This window comes from Pseudomonas sp. RIT-PI-q (assembly GCF_001297125.1).
Taxonomy (GTDB): Bacteria; Pseudomonadota; Gammaproteobacteria; order Pseudomonadales; family Pseudomonadaceae; genus Aquipseudomonas.
This window is the reverse complement of record NZ_LHPC01000077.1, coordinates 197444-217921: the sequence shown is the minus strand read 5'-3', so window position 1 is coordinate 217921 and position 20478 is coordinate 197444. Positions and strand designations below refer to the sequence as shown.

18 protein-coding genes are annotated in these 20478 nt (G+C 60.4%); 8 read left to right on the top strand and 10 right to left on the bottom strand.

Annotation, left to right across the window (positions count from 1 at the left end):
- Positions 1–4 precede the first annotated feature (4 nt).
- From pcaF to pcaR, 5 genes are all read right to left on the bottom strand, one after another.
- Positions 5–1210 (bottom strand): 3-oxoadipyl-CoA thiolase, encoded by a 1206-nt coding sequence (pcaF, locus tag AEQ67_RS32795; RefSeq protein ID WP_177333696.1) that lies wholly within the window; start codon positions 1208–1210, stop codon positions 5–7.
- The gene (locus AEQ67_RS32790) at positions 1207–1986 is read right to left on the bottom strand and encodes a CoA-transferase subunit beta (protein ID WP_059407999.1); all 780 of its coding nucleotides are present in this window, start codon (positions 1984–1986) and stop codon (positions 1207–1209) included. The genes pcaF and AEQ67_RS32790 overlap by 4 nt, the downstream gene beginning before the upstream one ends.
- Positions 1986–2843, bottom strand: coding sequence for a CoA transferase subunit A (locus tag AEQ67_RS32785; RefSeq protein WP_059407998.1), 858 nt, complete (start codon positions 2841–2843; stop codon positions 1986–1988). The genes AEQ67_RS32790 and AEQ67_RS32785 overlap by 1 nt, the downstream gene beginning before the upstream one ends.
- Before the next feature lie 269 nt (positions 2844–3112).
- The gene (locus tag AEQ67_RS32780; protein ID WP_059407995.1) at positions 3113–4459 is read right to left on the bottom strand and encodes an MFS transporter; all 1347 of its coding nucleotides are present in this window, start codon (positions 4457–4459) and stop codon (positions 3113–3115) included.
- A 139-nt stretch (positions 4460–4598) separates the two neighbouring features.
- Positions 4599–5441, bottom strand: coding sequence for a pca regulon transcriptional regulator PcaR (gene pcaR, locus AEQ67_RS32775; protein WP_059407993.1), 843 nt, complete (start codon positions 5439–5441; stop codon positions 4599–4601).
- A gap of 673 nt (positions 5442–6114) precedes the next feature.
- Here pcaR and AEQ67_RS32770 point away from each other — a divergent pair.
- Positions 6115–6315 (top strand): hypothetical protein, encoded by a 201-nt coding sequence (locus tag AEQ67_RS32770; protein WP_007935837.1) that lies wholly within the window; start codon positions 6115–6117, stop codon positions 6313–6315.
- Between the two features lie 377 nt (positions 6316–6692).
- Positions 6693–8168: an inorganic phosphate transporter gene (locus tag AEQ67_RS32765; RefSeq protein WP_059407990.1), complete on the top strand. Its 1476-nt coding sequence runs from the start codon at positions 6693–6695 to the stop codon at positions 8166–8168.
- Between the two features lie 268 nt (positions 8169–8436).
- On the opposite strand, the gene ccoM is transcribed toward AEQ67_RS32765, so the two are convergent.
- Together ccoM and AEQ67_RS36055 are read right to left on the bottom strand one after the other, a co-directional pair.
- Entirely contained in the window at positions 8437–8550 is a 114-nt protein-coding gene (gene ccoM, locus AEQ67_RS36630) for a cytochrome c oxidase subunit CcoM (protein WP_010462558.1), read from the bottom strand.
- Between the two features lie 144 nt (positions 8551–8694).
- Positions 8695–8856: a hypothetical protein gene (locus AEQ67_RS36055; RefSeq protein ID WP_020299074.1), complete on the bottom strand. Its 162-nt coding sequence runs from the start codon at positions 8854–8856 to the stop codon at positions 8695–8697.
- A 186-nt stretch (positions 8857–9042) separates the two neighbouring features.
- Here AEQ67_RS36055 and AEQ67_RS32750 point away from each other — a divergent pair, with 186 nt between their 5' ends.
- The 3 genes from AEQ67_RS32750 to AEQ67_RS32740 all read left to right on the top strand — a co-directional run bounded on the left by AEQ67_RS32750 (position 9043) and on the right by AEQ67_RS32740 (position 11648).
- Positions 9043–9915 (top strand): LysR substrate-binding domain-containing protein, encoded by an 873-nt coding sequence (locus AEQ67_RS32750; RefSeq protein ID WP_059407986.1) that lies wholly within the window; start codon positions 9043–9045, stop codon positions 9913–9915.
- Between the two features lie 87 nt (positions 9916–10002).
- Positions 10003–10473, top strand: coding sequence for a RidA family protein (locus AEQ67_RS32745; RefSeq protein ID WP_059407984.1), 471 nt, complete (start codon positions 10003–10005; stop codon positions 10471–10473).
- Positions 10470–11648 carry an aminotransferase class V-fold PLP-dependent enzyme gene (locus AEQ67_RS32740; protein ID WP_059407982.1) on the top strand — a complete coding sequence of 393 codons (1179 nt, stop codon included), beginning with the start codon at positions 10470–10472 and terminating at the stop codon, positions 11646–11648. The genes AEQ67_RS32745 and AEQ67_RS32740 overlap by 4 nt, the downstream gene beginning before the upstream one ends.
- A 62-nt stretch (positions 11649–11710) precedes the next feature.
- On the opposite strand, the gene AEQ67_RS32735 is transcribed toward AEQ67_RS32740, so the two are convergent.
- Complete coding sequence (locus AEQ67_RS32735; RefSeq protein ID WP_059407980.1) at positions 11711–12052, bottom strand: hypothetical protein; 342 nt, start codon at positions 12050–12052, stop codon at positions 11711–11713.
- A gap of 218 nt (positions 12053–12270) precedes the next feature.
- Here AEQ67_RS32735 and rapA point away from each other — a divergent pair, with 218 nt between their 5' ends.
- The gene (gene rapA / locus AEQ67_RS32730) at positions 12271–15117 is read left to right on the top strand and encodes an RNA polymerase-associated protein RapA (RefSeq protein ID WP_059407978.1); all 2847 of its coding nucleotides are present in this window, start codon (positions 12271–12273) and stop codon (positions 15115–15117) included.
- A 184-nt stretch (positions 15118–15301) separates the two neighbouring features.
- Here the strand turns inward: rapA and AEQ67_RS32725 are convergent, their stop codons facing one another.
- Positions 15302–16651 (bottom strand): spinster family MFS transporter, encoded by a 1350-nt coding sequence (locus AEQ67_RS32725; protein WP_059407976.1) that lies wholly within the window; start codon positions 16649–16651, stop codon positions 15302–15304.
- Positions 16652–17020: 369 nt separating this feature from the next.
- Here AEQ67_RS32725 and AEQ67_RS32720 point away from each other — a divergent pair, with 369 nt between their 5' ends.
- Positions 17021–17386, top strand: coding sequence for a YkgJ family cysteine cluster protein (locus tag AEQ67_RS32720; RefSeq protein ID WP_059407974.1), 366 nt, complete (start codon positions 17021–17023; stop codon positions 17384–17386).
- A 145-nt stretch (positions 17387–17531) separates the two neighbouring features.
- Complete coding sequence (locus AEQ67_RS32715; protein ID WP_059407972.1) at positions 17532–19496, top strand: putative bifunctional diguanylate cyclase/phosphodiesterase; 1965 nt, start codon at positions 17532–17534, stop codon at positions 19494–19496.
- Here the strand turns inward: AEQ67_RS32715 and AEQ67_RS33450 are convergent.
- The gene (locus AEQ67_RS33450; RefSeq protein WP_063854486.1) at positions 19387–20283 is read right to left on the bottom strand and encodes an NAD(P)-dependent oxidoreductase; all 897 of its coding nucleotides are present in this window, start codon (positions 20281–20283) and stop codon (positions 19387–19389) included. The genes AEQ67_RS32715 and AEQ67_RS33450 overlap by 110 nt on opposite strands.
- Between the last annotated feature and the right edge of the window lie 195 nt (positions 20284–20478).

Genomic DNA, 20478 nt, shown 5'->3' with positions numbered 1-20478 from the left:
CGTGTCAGACGCGTTCGATCGCCAGGGCCAGCCCCTGACCGACGCCGACGCACATGGTCGCCAGACCTTTCTTGCCGCCGGTCTTTTCCAGCTGATGCAGCGCCGTCAGCACCAAACGCGCGCCACTCATGCCCAGCGGATGGCCCAAGGCAATCGCGCCACCGTTCGGGTTGACCTGAGGTGCATCGTCCGCCAACCCCAATTCACGCAGCACGGCCAAACCCTGACTGGCGAAGGCTTCGTTGAGTTCGATCACGTCGAAATCGCTGACCGCCAGGCCGAGGCGTTCGGTCAACTTGCGCACGGCCGGCACCGGGCCGATGCCCATCACCCGAGGGGCAACGCCGGCGCTCGCCATGCCCAGCACTTTCGCGCGGGCGGTGAGGCCGTGTTTCTTCACTGCTTCGGCGGACGCGAGAATCAACGCTGCCGAACCGTCGTTCACACCGGAGGAGTTGCCGGCGGTGACGGTCTTGTCCGGACCATTGACCGGCTTGAGTTTGGCCAGCACTTCCAGGGACGTGTCGCCGCGCGGATGTTCATCCTGGCTGACGATACTTTCGCCCTTCTTGTGGGCAATGCGCACTTCAACGATTTCTTCGGCGAAAAATCCTGCGGCCTGCGCGGCGGCTGCCCGCTGCTGACTGCGCAGGGCGAAAGCGTCCTGCGACTCGCGGGAAATCTCGTAATCGTCAGCCACGTTATCGCCGGTCTGCGGCATCGCATCGACACCGTACTGGGCTTTCATCAGCGGGTTAATGAAGCGCCAGCCAATGGTGGTGTCTTCAAGTTTCATGTTGCGCGAAAACGCAGCATCCGCCTTGCCCATCACGAACGGGGCGCGCGACATCGACTCGACGCCGCCGGCAATCGCCAGCTCCATCTCGCCGCTGGCGATGGCGCGGAACGCGGTGCCGATGGCATCCATGCCCGAGGCGCAGAGGCGATTGAGGGTGACGCCAGGAATGGTTTCCGGCAGCCCGGCCAGCAGCAACGCCATGCGCGCCACGTTGCGGTTGTCTTCACCGGCCTGGTTGGCGCAACCGAGGAACACCTCATCCACGGCGTTCCAGTCTACCGAAGGGTTGCGTTCCATCAGCGCCTTGATTGGCACGGCGGCCAAATCGTCGGCGCGAACCGCCGACAGGCCACCGCCGAAGCGGCCGATGGGGGTGCGAATCGCGTCGCAGATATAAACGTCACGCATCACGCTTCTCCGGGTGCTTGGCCGTGGGCCGCGGCGGTGCGGGCTTCCAGATCCCTCAGGGCTGTGAGTTCGACTTCAGTCGGCTCGGCGGGGTTTTCAACCTGTTCGGCAAAACGAATCGCCCAACCGGTGGCGGCGGTCACTTGTTCGCGGGTGACGCCAGGGTGCAGCGCGGGGACCACGAATTCATGGGTGCCGGTTTCCGGTTCCATGATGCACAGGTCGGTGATGATGCCGACCGGACCGGCACCCGGCAGGCCGAGACGCTTGCGTGAATCTCCGCCCTCGCCATGGCCGACCGAGGTAATGAAGTCGAGTTTGTCGACAAAGGAACGTGCCGACTGTTTAAGGATGATCAACACGCTTTTGGCCGAGCCAGCGATCTCCGGCGCGCCACCGGCACCCGGCAGACGGACTTTCGGCGCATGGTAGTCGCCGACCACGGTGGTGTTGATGTTGCCGAAGCGGTCGACTTGCGCGGCGCCGAGGAAGCCGACGTCAATGCGCCCGCCCTGCAGCCAGTAGCGAAAAATCTCACCGGTCGGGACCACAGTGTCGGCGGTTTCCGCCAGCTCACCGGCACCAATCGACAGCGGCAGGACGCTCGGCTTGGCACCGATCGGACCCGATTCGTAGATCAGGACGACATCCGGCGAGGACGTCAGCCGCGCCAGGTTGGCGGCTTTCGACGGCAGGCCGATACCGACGAAGCACACCGAACCGTTCTTCAGACGGCGGGCAGCGGCGACGGTCATCATTTCATTGGTGGTGTAAGTCATTACTTCGCCTCCGAAGCAGCGGCCAGCTTGGCCTGGAACTCGCTGAAGTCAGCGCAGCCATGGATGTACTCGTTGATCCACGCGGTGAAGGTGTCACGGTCGCGGGCAATCGGGTCCCACGCCTGGTAGAAACGGTTGTCGCGCTCGTTGTAACCGTGAGCGTAAGACGGATGCGCGCCGCCAGGAACGTGGCAGACCGCGCTCAAGGCCCAGGTCGGCAGCACACAGGAATTCATCGGGGCATTGAGGTCGTCGACGATTTCTTCGACGGTGACGATGCAGCGCTTGGCCGCCAACGCGGCTTCTTTCTGCACGCCGAGAATGCCCCAGAGCAGCACGTTGCCTTTACGGTCGGCTTTCTGCGCGTGAATCACGGTGATGTCCGGGCGCACTGAAGGCACGGCGGCCAGCACTTCGCCAGTGAATGGGCAGGTGACGGTTTTGATCAGCGGGTTGACCTTCGGCAGGTCAGAGCCGGCGTAGGCACGCAGCACCGCGAACGGTAGGCCGGAAGCGCCAGCGACGTAGGCATTGGCCAGGTCGGCGTGGCTGTGTTCTTCGATTTCCAGCGCGTGCGGCCACTGCTTCTCGACGGCATCACGCAGACGGTGCAGGGAACCGACGCCGGGATTGCCGCCCCAGGAGAAAATCAGCTTGCGAGCGCAACCGGCACCGATCAACTGGTCGTAGATCAGGTCAGGGGTCATCCGCACCAGCGTCAGGTCTTTCTTGCCCTGACGAATGATTTCATGACCCGCTGCTGTCGGGATCAGGTGGGTGAAGCCTTCGAGCGCGACGGTATCGCCGTCATTAACGAATTGCTTCACCGCGTCGTGCAGCGAAAGGATTTCAGCCATGGGGCAGGCTCCCGTTTTGTTGTGAACCGACAGTGGAAGAAAAAGGCGCGAGGTTCAGCGCCGGAGTGATTGAAGAGTAAGCCCCAGAAAAACCCCAAACAATCCGATAATCGACTGAGTGTTCGTTTATCGAACACATTGTTGTCTCGCTATCGATCGCTAAAAGCTTCGCGGGCAAGCCTCGCTCCTACAGGGAACGAGTACCTTGTAGGAGCGAGGCTTGCCCGCGAAGAGGCCATCAACCCCACCCGAAATGCCGGATCAAATGCTCAGGTCGCATCCGCATGACTGACCATGCCCTTGATCACCACCGCCGTGGTCGCCAATGCCGCCGGGATCACCAACGCCGTCAGCACCTGCTCGAAATTCCAGCCCAGACCCAGCAGCGTCGCGCCCATCCAGGCCCCGAGGATCGCGCCGAAGCGGCCAATCCCGAGCATCCACGACACCCCGGTCGCCCGGCCCTGGGTCGGATAAAACCGCGCAGCCAACGACGGCATCGCCGATTGCGCGCCGTTGACACACATCCCCGCCACCAACACCAAAGTCGCCAACAGCGTAATGTTGCCCAGGCTCTGCCCGACCGCGTAGGCAAATACCCCGGCCAACAGATAGAAAGTGCCAATGACCTTGTGCGGATTGAACCGGTCCATCGCCCAACCTACGCCCACTGCGCTCAATACCCCGCCAAACTGGAACAGTGCGCCAATGAACGCCGCCTGCTCCATGCTCGCGCCACTGTCGCGCATCAGGGTCGGCAGCCAACTGGTCAGCAGGTAAACAATTACCAGGCCCATGAAGTAAGTCAGCCACAGCAATAACGTGCCGGTGCTGTAGGTGCCGGAAAAGATCACCGCGAACACGTTGCGCGCCTTCACGGTTTTCTGTTCCGGCACGCTGAAGCTGGAAGCCTGGGCCACGACGGTCGGATCAATCGGTGCCAGGGTCTTGCGCACTTTGTCGGTGCCGCGATTGCGGACGACAAGGAAGCGCGCCGATTCCGGCAGCCAAAACAGCAGAACGACGGCCAGGATCAGCGGCAGAATCCCGCCGATCATCAGCAAGCTGTGCCAGCCGAAGGCCGGGATCAGCTTGGCGGAAATGAAACCGCCGCCGGCCATGCCGAGGTTAAAACCGCAGAACATGCTGGTCACCAGCAGCGACTTCTTGCGCTCCGGGGTGTATTCGGACAACAGCGTGGTGGCGTTTGGCATGCCGGCACCAAGACCCAGGCCCGTGAGAAAGCGCAGCACCAGCAACTGATCGACGTTGCTGCTGTAAGCCGAGGCCAGGCTGAAAGCGCCGAACAACAGCACCGCGCCCACCAGGACGACTTTTCGCCCGAAGCGGTCAGCCAATGGGCCGGAACCCAATGCGCCGAAGACCATGCCGATCAACGCCGCACTCATCACCGGGCCGAGACTGGCGCGGTCTATGCCCCAATCCTGAGACAGGGCCGGCGCAATGAAACCCATGGCCGCGGTGTCGAGGCCATCGAGGAAAACAATCAGGAAACACAGGATCACCACCCGCCATTGGTAGCGCGAAATGGGTTGAGCGTTGATGAAGGACTGCACGTCGAGGCAGTTTCCTACAGCAGACTGAGGCTGGTTCATTATTTTTATTCCACGCAAGAACGCAGTCGGACAGGTGCCAGCCAGTGCTGGCGCTGCCGCGACATTAGTGATCTTGTGGAAAGAGCGTCAATTCGATAAACGCGACTCTGTGCGTTTATCGAACAGCTTAGGTGAAAGCTCAGGCAAAGAGTTGTGCGCTGAGGTCGCGGCTGGCGGACAGAAGCCCCGGCAGAAAACGCTGCTCCAGTTCGTTGCGACTGACCCGACCCGCGTGAGTGCTGACGTTGAGTGCCGCGACTACCTGACCGGAAGCGTCGTACACCGGGACAGCAATCGAGCGCAGGCCCTGCTCCAGTTCCTGATCGACAATGCACCAGCCTTGTTGCCGCACCTCTTGCAGGCATTCGAGCAAGGCCTCGGGAGTGTGCAAGGTGCGACTGGTCTTGGCTTGCAGCTCGGCATGATCGAGGTATTCGCCCAGGGACGTGTCGTCCAGGGCGGCGAGAAGAATCCTGCCCATCGAAGTGCAATAGGCCGGCAGGCGTCCGCCCACCGACAGGTCGACGGAAATCAGTCGCTGGGTGGTCGCCGAGCGGGCGATGTATAAAATGTCATCGCCTTCCAGGGTGGCCATGTTGCAGGCCTCATGCAGTTGCTCGCTCATGCGGTCCAGGTACGGCTGGGCGGAAACCGCCAGCGGCGTCGATGACACATAGGCATGGCCGAGGGTCAGCACTTTGGGCAGCAGCGAATACGTGCGGCCATCGGTGGTGGCATAGCCGAGCTTGATCAGCGTGTGTAGGCAACGTCGCACGGCGGCGCGGGGTATTTCCGTACGGTGGCTGATCTGGGCGATGGTCAGGTGCCGCTTGCGTTCCTGGAACGCTTGCACCACGGCCAGGCCACGAGCCAGGGACGTCATGAAATCCGGATCACCGGTCAGCGCCTGGATCCGTTTGGCGGGCGATGCGACGATCGGCGGCGCCACCGAAGCGAAGGAATTGCGCATTTGATCGTTCATAACAGGTCCTTTTCCACACGGATCAGCGGCTATTACAAGCGGCTACCAGTCCTGTATACAAGCCCGGACAGCCAACACTGGGCGATTATCGAACCTGCGACCGATAATCGCAATCGACGCAGCCAACGCGGGCGTTTTTAGCCCAGCGACTTTCGTCAGCCGACTCCATGTTATTTTTGGTCATGACTTAATGGAGGCCGATGTACTAACTTTGTTCGGCTTAATGACGCCAGAAAGACATCAGTGCAAAGTGGCGCCACTCAGTACCGTAGTTACCCGCAGAAGTTGCGAGTAACAAAACAACACAGGCAACAACCTACTTTAAATTCTTTGGAGATAGTGTTCTTCGAATCGACCGCTATAATACAATTCAGTGGCGACTCGGTTTTTACTTGCCGAAACCGTCACCCGGTAGCGCGATGATCCATCGCTGCTACCCGCAGCAAGTGCCTGACGCTCATTTCATATGCTTCGCCAATGCGCTCGCTGAAACAGGAAACTGATGCTACGTCAGCTGTTTTTCTCTGGTGCCGTGGCCGCCTGCAACATGGAAGTCTTGATCGCAACGCCGAAAAACGACGCCTTCGCGGGTTTTGTCCTTTCGACGAGCGTGATTAATAGATTTGTGCAGCGCGTTTCACCAGAATTTATCTCAACTCAATCAGGTAGCACTGTGACGAAAGACGAACTGCGCGCGGAACTTGAGCGCCAGGAACAACGTTACAAGGAAGTTTACGGCGGGGAAGTCACCACCTACGCCGCTCAGCCCGAACCGGAACGCAAACCCTGGCGTAAACGCGCCACCGTTCAGGATCAGGCATTCACTCAAGAATTGCAGAAGATGGAAAAGGAACTCAAAGCCGAAGAGCCATGACCGACTCGGCCTGAATCCTTTCAAGGGTCTGCGTCTGCACCCCGTTAAAAGCGGGATGTACGGATGATGCCTTTCGCGCCCGCTACGAGCGGGCAGCGCCGCCTCCCCTGCTGGATGAGGCAAATGGCTCGTTTCTGACCCTCTTTTCAGAAATTTCACACAAGCGTTCAAGCCGCTCGCTCCTACGAGAGAAACCCTTGTGGCTGCGGCCTTCTCAAAGAAATTCAATGACTTGCAAAGCCCGGTAAAAACCCGGTGCGCGTGGCGCTTCTGCAAAAAAAATCGTTGAAGAATGTTGCCGATGAGCAGCAAGTGCATCGATTAGCAGTCTTTTCTGGCATAATCGCGCCCCCTTACGACCGGGTCAGAAAACCTTCATGATCGATTTATTCAGCGGACTGGATGCTTGGGTGCTTGTGAGCCTCTTGCTCGCCCTGGCCTTTGTCCTCGCCTTCGAGTTCATCAACGGCTTTCATGACACCGCAAACGCGGTGGCCACTGTCATCTACACCAAAGCCATGCCGCCCCATCTGGCGGTGTTTTTTTCCGGTGTGTTCAACTTTCTCGGCGTGCTGCTGGGCGGTGTTGGCGTGGCGTATGCCATCGTCCACCTCCTGCCTGTAGAACTGCTGATCAATGTGAACACCGGTCACGGACTGGCCATGGTGTTCTCGCTGCTCGCCGCCGCCATCACCTGGAACCTGGGCACCTGGTACTTCGGTATCCCGGCTTCCAGTTCGCACACGCTGATCGGTTCGATCCTCGGTGTCGGCCTGGCCAACGCGTTGATCAACGACATTCCGTTGGCCGATGGCGTGAACTGGCAGAAAGCGATCGATATCGGCGCGTCCCTGGTGTTCTCGCCGATGGCCGGCTTCCTGGTCGCAGCCCTCGTGCTGATCGGCCTGAAATGGTGGCGCCCGCTGTCGAAGATGCACAAGACGCCGGACCAGCGCCGCAAGCTCGACGACAAGAAGCATCCGCCGTTCTGGAACCGCCTGGTATTGGTGATCTCGGCCATGGCCGTGAGCTTCGTACACGGTTCCAACGATGGCCAGAAAGGCATCGGCCTGATCATGCTGGTATTGATCGGTATCGTGCCGGCGCAGTTCGTACTCGACCTGAGCAGCACCACCTATCAGATCGAACGCACCCGCGATGCGACCTTGCACCTGAGCCAGTTCTACAAGCGCAATGCCGATACGCTGGGTGAATACCTGGCCCTGGGCAAAAGCGTGGAAGGCGATCTGCCGGAGAAATTCCGTTGCAACCCGCAACAGACCGAACCGACCATCGACGCCCTGCTCGGCACCCTCAAGGGTGTAGCCGACTACCATTCGCTGTCAGCGGAAAGCCGCATCGAAGTACGTCGTTATCTACTCTGCCTGGACGACACGGCGAAGAAAGTCGGCAAGCTGCCGACCCTCAATGCCCGTGAAAAGGCTGACCTGGACAAGCTGCGTAAAGACCTGACTACCACTACCGAATACGCCCCGTTCTGGGTGATTCTGGCGGTTGCCCTGGCACTCGGCCTGGGCACCATGGTCGGCTGGAAACGCGTGGTACTGACCATCGGCGAGAAAATCGGCAAGCAAGGCATGACTTACGCACAAGGCATGTCGGCGCAGATCACCACCGCGTGCATGATCGGTCTGGCCAATATCTTCAGCCTGCCGGTGTCCACCACCCACGTCTTGTCCTCGGGCGTGGCCGGCACCATGGTCGCCAACAAAAGCGGCCTGCAAGGCGGCACCGTCAAAACCATCCTGCTGGCCTGGGTCTTGACCCTGCCAGCGACAGTGGGCCTGTCGGCCGGCCTGTTCTGGCTGGCCTCCAAGGCACTCGGCAGCTGATACATCGCTGCAACGAAAAAGGCGCGCCTCGTAAGAGCCGCGCCTTTTTCATGCCTGCGTTTTTCCAGACACCACAAATCCCCTGTAGGAGCTGGCTTGCCAGCGAATGCGCAGTGCCAGTCGACGTAAATGTTAAAGGACACGACGCCTTCGCTGGCAAGCCAGCTCCTACGGGGGAATTTATGTAACCGACAGTTTTTCGTGGGCAAAAAAAAAGGCAACCGAAGTTGCCCAAAATGCCTTGCGTGCTCATTGCTTCCAGAAAGACCTACGGTTTGCGCTTGTGCGAATCCTTCCAGATAAAAAATCCAAACCCTGCAAAAAACAGAACCATGAGGCCGACTGTCAGCACTCCGGCGATCACCACGTTGTCGAAAAACATGACGGCTCTCCTGCACTTGCCCTGTTGCGATGGGGCTAAGTTAACCAATCAGGCAGGAGAATATATTGACCGGGATCAATGTCGCCCGAGACTGGACGTAAAGGAGGGGAAATAACTGACCTGCATCAACCGATGCAGGGTGTTTCAACGCTTTTTCGGTTTGTTCTTCGGCTTTTTCTTCGCTTTGCCCAACGGCATAGCCTGCTCAAATGCCTGGCGCACTTCATTCAGGCGTTTGTCGTTGAGGTCATGAACCCGCTTGGCGCGTTCGGTGTTGAGGTCGATCAGTTTGTCGTCTTGGCTCATGGCGTTCAGTGCATCGCTTGAAATGAAATTCAGTTGCCGCATCGCTCGGCAGGATTGCGCCAATAATGCGGTCTGGCGCCGGCGCTGACCAGTCACCCGCGCAACAGTGGCTTAACAAAATATGTGCTCAAGGCGGTTTTTCACCGCACAATCGCCACTTTACGATGGCCACAAAGGACCCGCGCCGTGGAATTGCACCAGGACCTGCCGCCCTTGATGGCCCTGCGCGCCTTTGAGGCCGTGGCGCGACATTTGAGTTTCATCAAGGCCGCCGATGAGTTGTCAGTGACCCAAAGTGCAATCAGCCATCAAGTGCACAAACTCGAGCAGTTCCTCAACCAGCGGCTGTTCATCCGCCGCACCCGGGCCATTGATCTGACCCCTGCCGGCGAAACGTACTACCGGCAGATTCAACCTGCCCTTGCGTCCATCGCCTTGGCTCCCCGCGAACTGCGCGGCGACGACCAACAGGAAACCACCCTGCGCATCGGCCTCCTCGCCTCATTCGCGACCCTGTGGCTGGCGCCGCGCCTGGCCAGTTTCAATGCGCGTCACCCGCACATCCATGTCGAACTACTGCCGTCGGTGCAACTGGCCGACGTCGGCGGTGGCGAAGTCGACCTGGCGATCCGTTACGGCAAGGGCGGCTGGCCCAAGGTCCGGGCCCGGCGCTTCATGGGCGAAACACTGACGCCCGTTTGCAGCCCGGCATTCAAGGCGCAAGGCGTCGGCAAAGGCCCGCTGCTCATGGCCAAGTCCCATCAACCGTTCGAGTGGATCGACTGGAGCACGCATAACGCCATCGACCTCGCTCACTACCCGAGCGTGATGCTCCACGATTACAACATCGTCGTCGAAGCAGCCGTGGCCGGGCAAGGCATTGCCATGGGCCGTCATCATTTGATCGAACGCCGGCTCAAGGAAGGCGCACTGGTGGACGCCTTCGACACCCCGCCATTCACTGGCGAGATCGGTTATTGGCTGGTGACCCCCGACCGTCCTCCCAGCCATGCAGCCACATGTTTCAGCCAATGGCTGAATGAAATCGCCGACACATGAGCTTTATGAATACGTCGGATTAAATCTATCCGTTTGTCGCGCTAACGAGAGATCAACATGCTGAGCCTTCATTCAGGAGGATTCACCATGACCGACTCAATCGCCCTTCGCGTCCAGGAACTTGGCCTGGCCCTGCCGACGCCCAGCCAGCCGATCGCCAACTACGTGAACCACGTCGTCAGCCAAAACCAACTGTTCATTTCCGGTCAGATCCCGTTGCAGGACGGCAAACCTGCTTTCATCGGCCGCTTGGGCGAGTCGATCTCCGAGGAAGAAGGCGCTAACGCCGCCGAACTCGCCGCCCTCGGGCTGCTGGCACAACTCAGTGATGCTCTCGGCGATGACCTGTCGAAACTGGTGCGCATCATCCGTCTCGGCGTGTTCATCGCCAGCGCCCCAGACTTCCAACGCCAAGGTGCAGTCGCCAACGGTGCATCTAATTTGCTGGTCAACGCCCTCGGCGACAAAGGCAGGCACGTGCGCACCGCCGTCGGCGTGTCCAGCCTGCCCAGTGGCGTGGCGGTGGAGATCGACGCGATTTTCGAGCTGCGGCCATGAACATCGCCGAAGTGGAGCGTTTGCGGGCGGCAACACCGGGTTGTGCCAGCGTGATTCACTTCAACCATGCCGGTGCTTCGCTGCCCAGCCAGGCCACCCTCGACGCGATGATCGAGCAGTTGCAGTGCGAAGCCACCACCGGCCCGATGGAAGCCGCCGATCAGAGCGTGCAGGCCCGCGCTCGAAACGCGGCCGCCACGCTGTTCAACGCCACAGCCGAAGCCATCGCTTTCGCCAGTAGCGGATCAGCGGCCTGGGGCATGGCGTTCAATGCCTTGGGGCCGTGGCAGGCCGGTGATCGCATTCTGGTCGGACGCCACGAATGGGGCGGCAATCTGGCCTGTATCGCCCAGGCGGTCAGTGCCGGGGCACAACTGGAGGTGATCCCCTGCGACGAAACTGGCGCAGTATCGGTAGCTGCCCTCAAGCAAATGATTACGCCAAGGGTGAGGTTGATCGCACTGACCTGGCTACCGGCCAACGGTGGCCTGATCAACCCGGCCGAGGCCATCGGCACCGTGGCCATGCAACACGGTATTCCTTACTTCATTGACGCCGGCCAGGCGCTGGGGCAATTGCCCTGCGATGTGCAAGCGTTGAACTGTGACGTGCTTAAAGGTGCCGGACGCAAGTTTCTCCGAGGACCGCGCGGGACGGCGCTGCTCTATATAAAGCCGGGCTTTCTCGAACGGCTCGTTCCCCATCAACGGGACGTACTGTCAGCCCCCTGGGATGGCCAAGGGTTCGCTCTGCGCAACGATGCGCGGCGCTTTGAAACCAGTGAAGTGTCGGTGGCCTTGCTGGCCGGACTGGCCAATGCGCTGGAGGAATTCAACCGGTTGGGTGCAACGCGGATTCGTCAACGGATCGACTCGCTGAGCCGGGGCCTGCGTACAAGGCTTGGCTCGATCCCCGGCCTGACGTTGCACAACCTCGGTCCGACAGACCATCAATCCGGGCTGATCGCCTTTACGCTCAAGGGTTGGGACAGTGTTGAGCTGAAGCTACGACTGGCACGGAGAGGGATCAATATCGGCGCCAATGGCGTGGCGTATACGCCGCTGGACATGCAGGCCCGAGGGCTGGAAAGCATCGCGCGGATTGCGGTGAGTTACTTGAACACCGAGGAGGAGATTGAAGTGTTGCTGGGAGAGTTAGCTGCGGTGGGTCAGTGAGCAATGATGGCGCCTGACGAGATCGCAGCCTTCGGCAGCTCCTACACGGGGGGCGTGTGATTCTAGATTTGGATATCCACCCAAAGGCCCTGACGCGGCTGGTCGTCCATCAGCGGCGCCACCGGCACGGTGTTGTCGGCGTTGAGCTCGTCACCAGGAATCGCCAGGTGTTCTTCAGGATCTTCATTGGCTTCACGGCGACGCTTGTCCCGCTCCTGCTGCCGGCGCTGTTCCTCGCGCAGTTGCAAGGCGGCCTCTTCGGGGTCGCGATTTTTCAGGTCGATGGTGCTTTGGTTGGAGCTTTCCTGCACCGGCACCACGGGCGCAATGTCCGGTCGCTGACGGACCGGGTCATGTTGCGAGGTGATCGGCACGGCACTCAAGGGGAGCATCGGTGGCAGCATAATTATCAGTCTCCTGTCAGCAGGCTGTCGGCTGCGGGGATGGCGACTTGAGCCATCGGTCGCAAACTGTGACCCGGTTGGCACTCATTGGTGCCCTGGCCTGCGCCCCTTGCATCGGTGAACTAACGTATTAGCGTTAGTTTTTGTGAGAGTCCTTTGGCCCTGAAGGCCTCATTCCGTTAAGATAGCCCGCTTTTTCAAGGTGGGAGTCAGGCAGCATGGCGCAGCAGTATCAACCGGGGCAACGCTGGATTAGTGACAGCGAAGCCGAGCTGGGTTTAGGCACCGTTCTGGCACAGGACGGTCGCTTGCTGACCGTGCTCTATCCGGCCACTGGCGACACTCGCCAGTACGCGCTACGGAATGCGCCCCTCACGCGTGTGCGCTTTTCACCGGGTGACTCGATCACTCACTTCGAAGGCTGGAAACTGACCGTACGCGAAGTCGACGACGTCGACGGCCTGTTGGTCTACCACGGCCTCAACGCGCAGAACGAAGTGGTCACCCTGCCGGAAACCCAACTGTCGAACTTCATTCAGTTCCGTCTGGCCAGCGACCGTCTGTTCGCCGGGCAGATCGACCCGCTCGCCTGGTTCTCCTTGCGTTATCACACCCTGGAACACACCAGCCGCCAGTTGCAGTCGGCCCTTTGGGGCTTGGGCGGCGTGCGTGCGCAACCGATCGCGCACCAGTTGCACATTGCCCGTGAAGTCGCCGACCGTATCGCGCCGCGGGTTCTGCTGGCCGACGAAGTGGGTCTGGGCAAGACCATCGAAGCCGGTCTGGTGATCCATCGCCAACTGCTCTCGGGCCGCGCCAACCGCGTGCTGATCCTGGTGCCGGAGAACCTGCAGCACCAGTGGCTGGTCGAGATGCGCCGCCGCTTTAACCTGCAGGTTGCGCTGTTCGACGAAGAACGCTTCATCGAAAGCGATGCCGCCAACCCGTTCGAAGACACCCAGCTTGCACTGGTTGCACTGGAATGGCTGGTGGAAGACGAGAAGGCTCAGGACGCGCTGTTCGCCGCCGGTTGGGACCTGATGGTCGTCGACGAAGCGCACCACCTGGTGTGGCACGAAGAAAAGGCCAGCCCTGAATACTCGCTGGTCGAACAACTGGCGGAAGTCATTCCTGGCGTGCTGCTGCTGACCGCGACCCCGGAACAACTGGGTCAGGACAGCCACTTCGCGCGCCTGCGCCTGCTCGATCCGAACCGCTTCCATGACCTGCACGCCTTCCGCGCCGAGAGCGAAAACTATCGCCCGGTGGCCGAAGCCGTTCAGGAACTGCTGGACAAAGGGCGCTTGTCGCCTGAAGCGCACAAGACCATTCACGGTTTCCTCGGCAACGAAGGCGAAGCGCTGCTCACCGCCGTCAACGATGGCGACACCGAAGCCAGCGCCCGCCTGGTCCGCGAATTGCTCGACCGCCACGGCACCGGCCGCGTGCTGTTCCGCAACACCCGCGCCGCCGTGCAGGGTTTCCCGGAGCGCAAACTGCACCCGTACCCGCTGCCGTGCCCGGATGAATACCTCGAACTGCCGCTGGGTGATCACGCCGAGCTGTACCCGGAAGTCAGCTTCCAGGCCCAGCCGGACGCCAACGAAGAAGAACGCTGGTGGAAATTCGACCCGCGCGTCGAGTGGCTGATCGACACACTGAAGATGCTCAAGCGCACCAAAGTGCTGGTGATCTGCGCCCATGCCGAAACCGCCATGGACCTGGAAGACGCCCTGCGCGTGCGTTCCGGCATCCCGGCCACGGTGTTCCACGAGGGCATGAACATCCTTGAGCGTGACCGCGCCGCCGCCTACTTCGCCGACGAAGAATTTGGTGCGCAAGTGCTGATCTGCTCGGAAATCGGCAGTGAAGGTCGCAACTTCCAGTTCTCCCACCACCTGGTGCTGTTCGATCTGCCATCGCACCCGGACCTGCTGGAACAGCGTATCGGTCGTCTGGACCGGATCGGCCAGAAGCACATCATCGAACTGCACGTACCGTACCTCGAAACCAGCCCGCAAGAACGGCTGTTCCAGTGGTATCACGAAGCGCTGAACGCATTCCTCAACACCTGCCCGACCGGCAACGCCTTGCAGCATCAATTCGGCCCGCGCCTGCTGCCGTTGCTGGAAAACGCTGATGACGGCGAGTGGCAAGCGCTGATCGACGAAGCCCGCAGCGAACGCGAGCGTCTGGAAGCCGAGCTGCACACCGGCCGTGACCGCTTGCTGGAACTCAACTCCGGCGGCGCCGGTGAAGGCGATGCACTGGTCGAGGACATCCTTGAGCAAGACGATCAGTTCACCTTGCCGATCTACATGGAAACCCTGTTCGACGCCTTCGGCATCGACAGCGAAGACCATTCGGAAAACGCACTGATCCTCAAGCCGAGCGAAAAAATGCTCGACGCCAGTTTCCCGCTGGGCGACGACGAAGGCGTGACCATCACTTACGACCGCAACCAGGCGCTGTCTCGCGAAGACATGCAGTTCATCACCTGGGAACACCCGATGGTTCAGGGTGGCATGGACCTGGTGCTGTCCGGTTCGATGGGCAACACCGCCGTGGCGCTGATCAAGAACAAGGCGCTGAAACCTGGCACCGTGTTGCTGGAACTGCTCTACGTCAGCGAAGTGGTTGCGCCACGCTCGCTGCAACTGGGCCGTTACCTGCCGCCGGCCGCCCTGCGCTGCCTGCTGGATGCCAATGGCAATGATTTGTCGGCGCGGGTGTCGTTCGAAACACTGAACGATCAACTCGAAAGCGTGCCTCGCGCCAGCGCCAACAAGTTCATCCAGGCCCAGCGCGATCAGCTGACGCCACGGATCAATGCTGGCGAAGAGAAAATCTTCCCGCGTCATGCCGAGCGCGTTGCCGAGGCGCAACGTCGCCTGGCGGCCGATACCGACGAAGAATTGGCGCGCCTGACCGCGTTGCAAGCGGTCAACCCGACCGTCCGCGACAGCGAACTGATTGCCCTGCGTAAACAGCGCGAGCAAGGCTTGGCCATGCTCGACAAGGCTGCGTTGCGACTGGAAGCGATTCGGGTGTTGGTGGCGGGTTAACTTCCCCCGGCTCCATTGCCAGAAACAAGAAGGCCCGCAGCGATGCGGGCCTTTTTTCTGCTTGATTGTTTTGGTGTTGTTGATGGTCCTATCGCGGGCAAGCCCGCTCCCACAGGTTCAGTGGCGTTCACCGATATTGTGCTCGACACAAACACTGTGGGAGCGGGCTTGCCCGCGATGGCGATCATGCGGTCGCCACAATACCCCCAGGTTCAACCACCGCCACCAACCCATCCTTCATCCGCTTGGCATCCCTCACAAAACACCGCGACGCCAAAAACAGAAACACCATGGTGAAAAATAGCGCCACCGGGATCAGGTACATGGCGTCATGCAGGCCGACCGCCTTGAACGCCTCGGTCATCTGCTCGGCACCGGCCGCCAGCATGGCCGTGTGCGCGAAGTGATCGGACAGACCACCGACGACGACAGGCCCCAAACCACCCCCCAACAGATACAGCCCGGCAAAGAACAGCGCCATCGCCGTGGCCCGCAACCGCGGCTCGACCACGTCCTGAATCGCCGTGTAAACGCAGGTGTAGAAGTTGTAGGCAAACAACCAGCCGACGCTGAACACCGCGACAAACACCCCGATCTCGATCCGCCCCGAATGCAGCGCCCAGGCGGTGCACACGGTCGAGATGATCAGGCTGAACGCGGCAAACAGCAGACGACCGTTGGCCACCCGCTGGTGAATCTTGTCGGCGACCCAGCCACCCAGCGTCAGGCCGAACAGACCGGTCACACCGACGATCACCCCGGTCGCCACCGCCGCTTCCTGCAATGGCATCAGGAAATAACGCTGCAGCATCGGCACCAGAAACGAGTTGCAAGCATAGGTCGCGAAGTTGAAACACAGCCCCGCCATCACCAGCCATAGAAAGGTCGGCACCGCCAGCACCCGACGGATCGGCCGGTCCACACGTTCCTGCGAGACTTGCACGCTTTCCGCGGCGCCGCGTTTTGGTTCCTTGATGAAGAACATGAAGATCGCCAGGATCAGCCCCGGCACCGCCGCGATGAAGAATGGCGCACGCCAGCTGTCGAACGCCTTGACCATCGCGCCAATGGTGAAGAACGCCAGCAACAGACCCAACGGCAGCCCCAGCATGAAAATACCCATCGCCCGCGCACGGCGATGGGCCGGGAACAGGTCGCCGATCAGCGAGTTGGCGGCCGGTGCGTAACTGGCTTCACCGATGCCGATGCCCATGCGCACGATCAGAAACCCCCAGAAACTGCCCACCAGGCCGTTGACCGCCGTCAGGCCGCTCCACGCCGCGAGGCCCCAGCCCATCAACTTGCTGCGCGAACCGGTATCGGCCAGGCGCCCCAAAGGCAGGCCGGCAATGGCGTAGACAATCGTGAAGGCAGTACCGATGATCCCCAGCTGAAAGTCGCTGAGGTGCCACTCCATGCGGATCGGCTCGATGATGATGGCGGGAATGGTGCGGTCGAAAAAATTGAACAGGTTGGCCAGGAACAACAGGAACAGAATGCGCCAGGCATTCGCCGCTTGCGTCGAGTTCTGCATGGGTCCGTCTCTTTTATTGTTATTGGGGCCTCACTGTCCCCGGAACCTGCAATCTAGTCAGGCTCGCCAAAGCTGTCTGTAATTATTCGTAAGTGTGATATCAGCCCATGGCGCCACACCTCAAACCTGTAGGAGCGAGCTTGCTCGCGAAAGCGGTGGAGCAGCCGCCATTTGAATTGAATGTGCTGGCCTCTTCGCGAGCAAGCTCGCTCCTACAAGGGATTGTGGTGATGGCAGGGTAGAAGTTTCACAGCCATTCAGGCCCTTGAAAAATACCTCTCGCCCCCCCTTCCCAAGCCCGATGCGAAGCCTAGAATAGCGGCCTTGTCTGCCCCACCGTGTCCCCCATCCCTCCTTTGATTATCGCCCATGTCCGAAGCCAGTCCGTGTCTGAATTGCGGTGCCTGCTGTTCTCATTTTCGCGTGTCTTTTTTCTGGGGTGAATGCACCTCGGCCGGGGGAACGGTGCCCGACGAGCTTGTCGCGCCCATCAGCCCCAGTCGGGTGGCCATGCTCGGCACAGACTGCAAACCCACCCGCTGTGTCGGGCTGGTCGGTGAAGTGGGCAGCACCGTGCAGTGCTCGATCTACGACCAGCGCTCCAGCACTTGCCGAGAGTTCGACGCTTCCTGGGCCAATGGCGAGGCAAATGTGGATTGCGATGCTGCCAGGGCAGCGTTCGGGCTGCCGGCCCTGCAACCCGAGTTCGAAATGCCTTATGAGCAAATCGCTTAACGCATAGCGCCCATCGCTATAAGGCTAATGCCAAAATCATTGACAGCAATGTGCCACCACCCGTTGCACTCTTAACATGACCTCTATACTCCAACACATTCGCCAGAGGCATGGTGTTGGCCAGATAACAAAAACGGGGCGTGCGATGGAATGGCTTGGTGTGCATTTCACAACCCAACTGCCAGCGAGCGGTCAGGTCATTCTCAATTGCGCACATAACCCTTTTCTGGTGATGCTGGCCTATGTGGTGGCGTGTGCAGCAAGCTTCGCCACGCTGGACATGACCGAACGGATCCGCCATGCAGAAAAACCCGCAGCCCAACGACTCTGGTGTTGGGTCGGTGCCGGGTGTCTGGCGGGCGGTATCTGGGCGATGCATTTCATCAGCATGCTGGCGTTCCAGGCGCCGATCGAAATTCAATACCAGATGCCCATCACCCTGACCTCGCTGCTGTTCGCACTGACGGCCTCGTGGCTGGCGATGCACACCCTCAGGCGTCCTCATTTGAATTTCTGGCAATACCTGCGCGCCGCGGTATGTATTGGCCTGGGCATCGCGACCATGCACTACGTGGGCATGGCCGCGATGCGTTCGAATGCGACGGCCTATTACCATCCCGACCTGTTTGCCCTCTCAATCGTGATCGCCATCGGCGCCAGCCTGGCTGCGCTGTTGATTTCCAGTTATCTGCGCCATGGCAGCGGTGTGTTTCATCAACTGCTCAAATACACCGCCAGCCTGGTGCTCGGGGCCGGCATCGTCAGCATGCACTTCACCGGCATGGCGGCGCTCGATCTGGTGCTACCCGACAACAGCCTCCTGCCGCTGCCCGGCGATAACAATCACCTGCAATTGGGACTGACGGTGGCGGTGATGACACTGCTTGTCATCGGCAGCAGCATTAGCGCGGCACTGGCGGACAAGAAACTGCAACACAAGGAGCGCGACCTGCAGCGGGTCAACACTCTGGTCGGCCAACTGGATCAGGCGCGCCTGTCATTGCAACAGATGGCGCACTACGACGCGCTGACCAACCTGATCAACCGTCGTGGCTTCAACCAGATCTTCGCCGAGAGGCTGATCGAGAAAACCAATGAAGGTGGCATGCTGGCGGTCATGTTCCTCGACATCGACCACTTCAAGCGAGTCAACGACAGTCTTGGGCATGACGCGGGCGATGAGTTGCTCAGAATCCTGGCCAACCACATCAAGGCTTCGGTACGCAGCCACGAGGACGTGGTGGCACGTTTCGGCGGTGATGAGTTCTGCATCCTCATCGGCCTGCACGACCGTGAAGAGGCACGGCACATGGCCCAGCTCATCATGCTGAAAATGCAAGAGCCCATAGAGTTCTCCGGACAGCACATGGTCATGACCACCAGCATCGGCATCAGCCTGTTTCCAGAAGACGGCAAGACCTGCGAAGAGCTGCTGAAAAACGCCGACCTGGCGCTGTACCAGTCGAAGGGCAACGGTCGCAACGGGCTGCATTTTTTCCGTCAAGACATGAAGGCCCGCGCCACGCGCGAGCATCCACTGGAGGAAGAACTGCGCCAGGCCCTGCACGCAAACATCGGTTTGATGCTCTATTACCAGCCGATCCTCGACCTGAAAACCGGCCAGGTCAGCAAGCTTGAAGCGCTGGTGCACTGGCAACATCCGGAGCTCGGCTTGCTGGCACCGGATCGGTTCATCGCCATCGCCGAGGCCAACGGCCTGATCGCCGAACTGGACAACTGGGTGCTGCGCAAGGCCTGTGAAGACCTTGGCGAGCTGTCCAGCCACGGTAGCGAAGGACTCAAGATCATCGTCAAGTGCTCACCGTTGAACCTGACACGCATCGCGTTCGCCGATGAAGTCAAACACGCCCTGCGCGCAGCCGGCGTGGCGCAACACCGGATTGAGCTGGAAGTGACCGAGAATGTGCTGGTGGCGATGCCGCTGGCCGAGTTGCGTCCAGTGCTGAACGAAATCAACCAGCGCAAGCAGTCGCGCAATTTCAGTCCTTTGAGTCTGGCTCGCGGTACAACTGCACTAACGTCGACGGATCTTTTTCCAGGAATCCCTGGCTCCCATGCAGTCGCATCAATTGTGCGGCCAATCCACTGATCGGTGTCGCCGAACCCTGCTCGCGGGAAAACTTCACCGCGCCATCCAGATCCTTGAGCAACGTGCGCACGTGCCATTTCACCGGTTCGAAGCGGCTTTCGGCCATTTGCGGAGCGAGGAACTGCAAGGGTTTCGAGTCAGCGAAACCGCCGGCCAACGCCTCGGCGATCAGGCTGGCGTCGACGCCGGAGCGCTCGGCCAACGCCACCACTTCGGCGATCACCAGTGCATTGCAGGCCACAATCATTTGGTTGCAAGCCTTGGTCACCTGCCCTGCCCCGACGGCGCCCATGTGGGTCACGCGCTGGCCGAGGCTCGACAGCACCGGCCTGACGCGCTCCAGGTCCGCCGCGTCGCCACCCACCATGATCGCCAGGCTGCCGGCCTCGGCACCGATCACTCCGCCGGACACCGGCGCATCCAGCCATTTCATGCCGGTTTTGCTGACCAGCGTTGTCGCCATTTCCCGCGTGGCGGTAGGTTCCAGGCTGGAAAAATCCACCAGCAATTGAGCGCTTTTCGCACCTTGCGCAATCCCTGACGCGCCGAATACCACCTCGCGCACCACCGACGTGTCCGCCAGGCACAGCATCACCACGTCAGCATGCTGGCAAAGCTCGGCAGGTGTGGCGACCTGTCGTGCGCCGGCCTCGACCAGCGGCGCGCATTTGGCCGGATTGCGGTTCCATACCGTCAGCGGATAGCCCGCCGCCAGCAGGCGCCGACACATTGGCAAGCCCATCAGGCCGATCCCGGCAAACCCGAGCGAAGGTAACGTTGCCATCATCTGGCCTCCTTTTGATTAAAGATCGCCGAATATTGGCCGATTCATCATGACTTGGGAAAGGATTCCCCCGAGCGATGCCCAGGTAAAAGCCCTGACGCTTGGACCCAATACGCGCTGAAAAAAGACGCGAGTTCCCATCCCGTGATGGTTTGACGACAGGCTGTCGCCCAACCAACCAGCCCAGGTATATGGCGC

What these genes read in the sequence shown, in the direction of transcription:
- AEQ67_RS32790 (WP_059407999.1), bottom strand. Translation starts at nt 1,986, where the DNA reads ATGACTTACACCACCAATGAAATGATGACCGTCGCCGCTGCCCGCCGT.
- AEQ67_RS32785 (WP_059407998.1), bottom strand. Translation starts at nt 2,843, where the DNA reads ATGGCTGAAATCCTTTCGCTGCACGACGCGGTGAAGCAATTCGTTAAT.
- AEQ67_RS32780 (WP_059407995.1), bottom strand. Translation starts at nt 4,459, where the DNA reads ATGAACCAGCCTCAGTCTGCTGTAGGAAACTGCCTCGACGTGCAGTCC.
- pcaR (WP_059407993.1), bottom strand. Translation starts at nt 5,441, where the DNA reads ATGAACGATCAAATGCGCAATTCCTTCGCTTCGGTGGCGCCGCCGATC.
- AEQ67_RS32765 (WP_059407990.1), top strand. Translation starts at nt 6,693, where the DNA reads ATGATCGATTTATTCAGCGGACTGGATGCTTGGGTGCTTGTGAGCCTC.
- ccoM (WP_010462558.1), bottom strand. Translation starts at nt 8,550, where the DNA reads ATGTTTTTCGACAACGTGGTGATCGCCGGAGTGCTGACAGTCGGCCTC.
- AEQ67_RS36055 (WP_020299074.1), bottom strand. Translation starts at nt 8,856, where the DNA reads ATGAGCCAAGACGACAAACTGATCGACCTCAACACCGAACGCGCCAAG.
- AEQ67_RS32745 (WP_059407984.1), top strand. Translation starts at nt 10,003, where the DNA reads ATGACCGACTCAATCGCCCTTCGCGTCCAGGAACTTGGCCTGGCCCTG.
- AEQ67_RS32740 (WP_059407982.1), top strand. Translation starts at nt 10,470, where the DNA reads ATGAACATCGCCGAAGTGGAGCGTTTGCGGGCGGCAACACCGGGTTGT.
- AEQ67_RS32735 (WP_059407980.1), bottom strand. Translation starts at nt 12,052, where the DNA reads ATGCTGCCACCGATGCTCCCCTTGAGTGCCGTGCCGATCACCTCGCAA.
- rapA (WP_059407978.1), top strand. Translation starts at nt 12,271, where the DNA reads ATGGCGCAGCAGTATCAACCGGGGCAACGCTGGATTAGTGACAGCGAA.
- AEQ67_RS32725 (WP_059407976.1), bottom strand. Translation starts at nt 16,651, where the DNA reads ATGCAGAACTCGACGCAAGCGGCGAATGCCTGGCGCATTCTGTTCCTG.
- AEQ67_RS32720 (WP_059407974.1), top strand. Translation starts at nt 17,021, where the DNA reads ATGTCCGAAGCCAGTCCGTGTCTGAATTGCGGTGCCTGCTGTTCTCAT.
- AEQ67_RS32715 (WP_059407972.1), top strand. Translation starts at nt 17,532, where the DNA reads ATGGAATGGCTTGGTGTGCATTTCACAACCCAACTGCCAGCGAGCGGT.
- AEQ67_RS33450 (WP_063854486.1), bottom strand. Translation starts at nt 20,283, where the DNA reads ATGATGGCAACGTTACCTTCGCTCGGGTTTGCCGGGATCGGCCTGATG.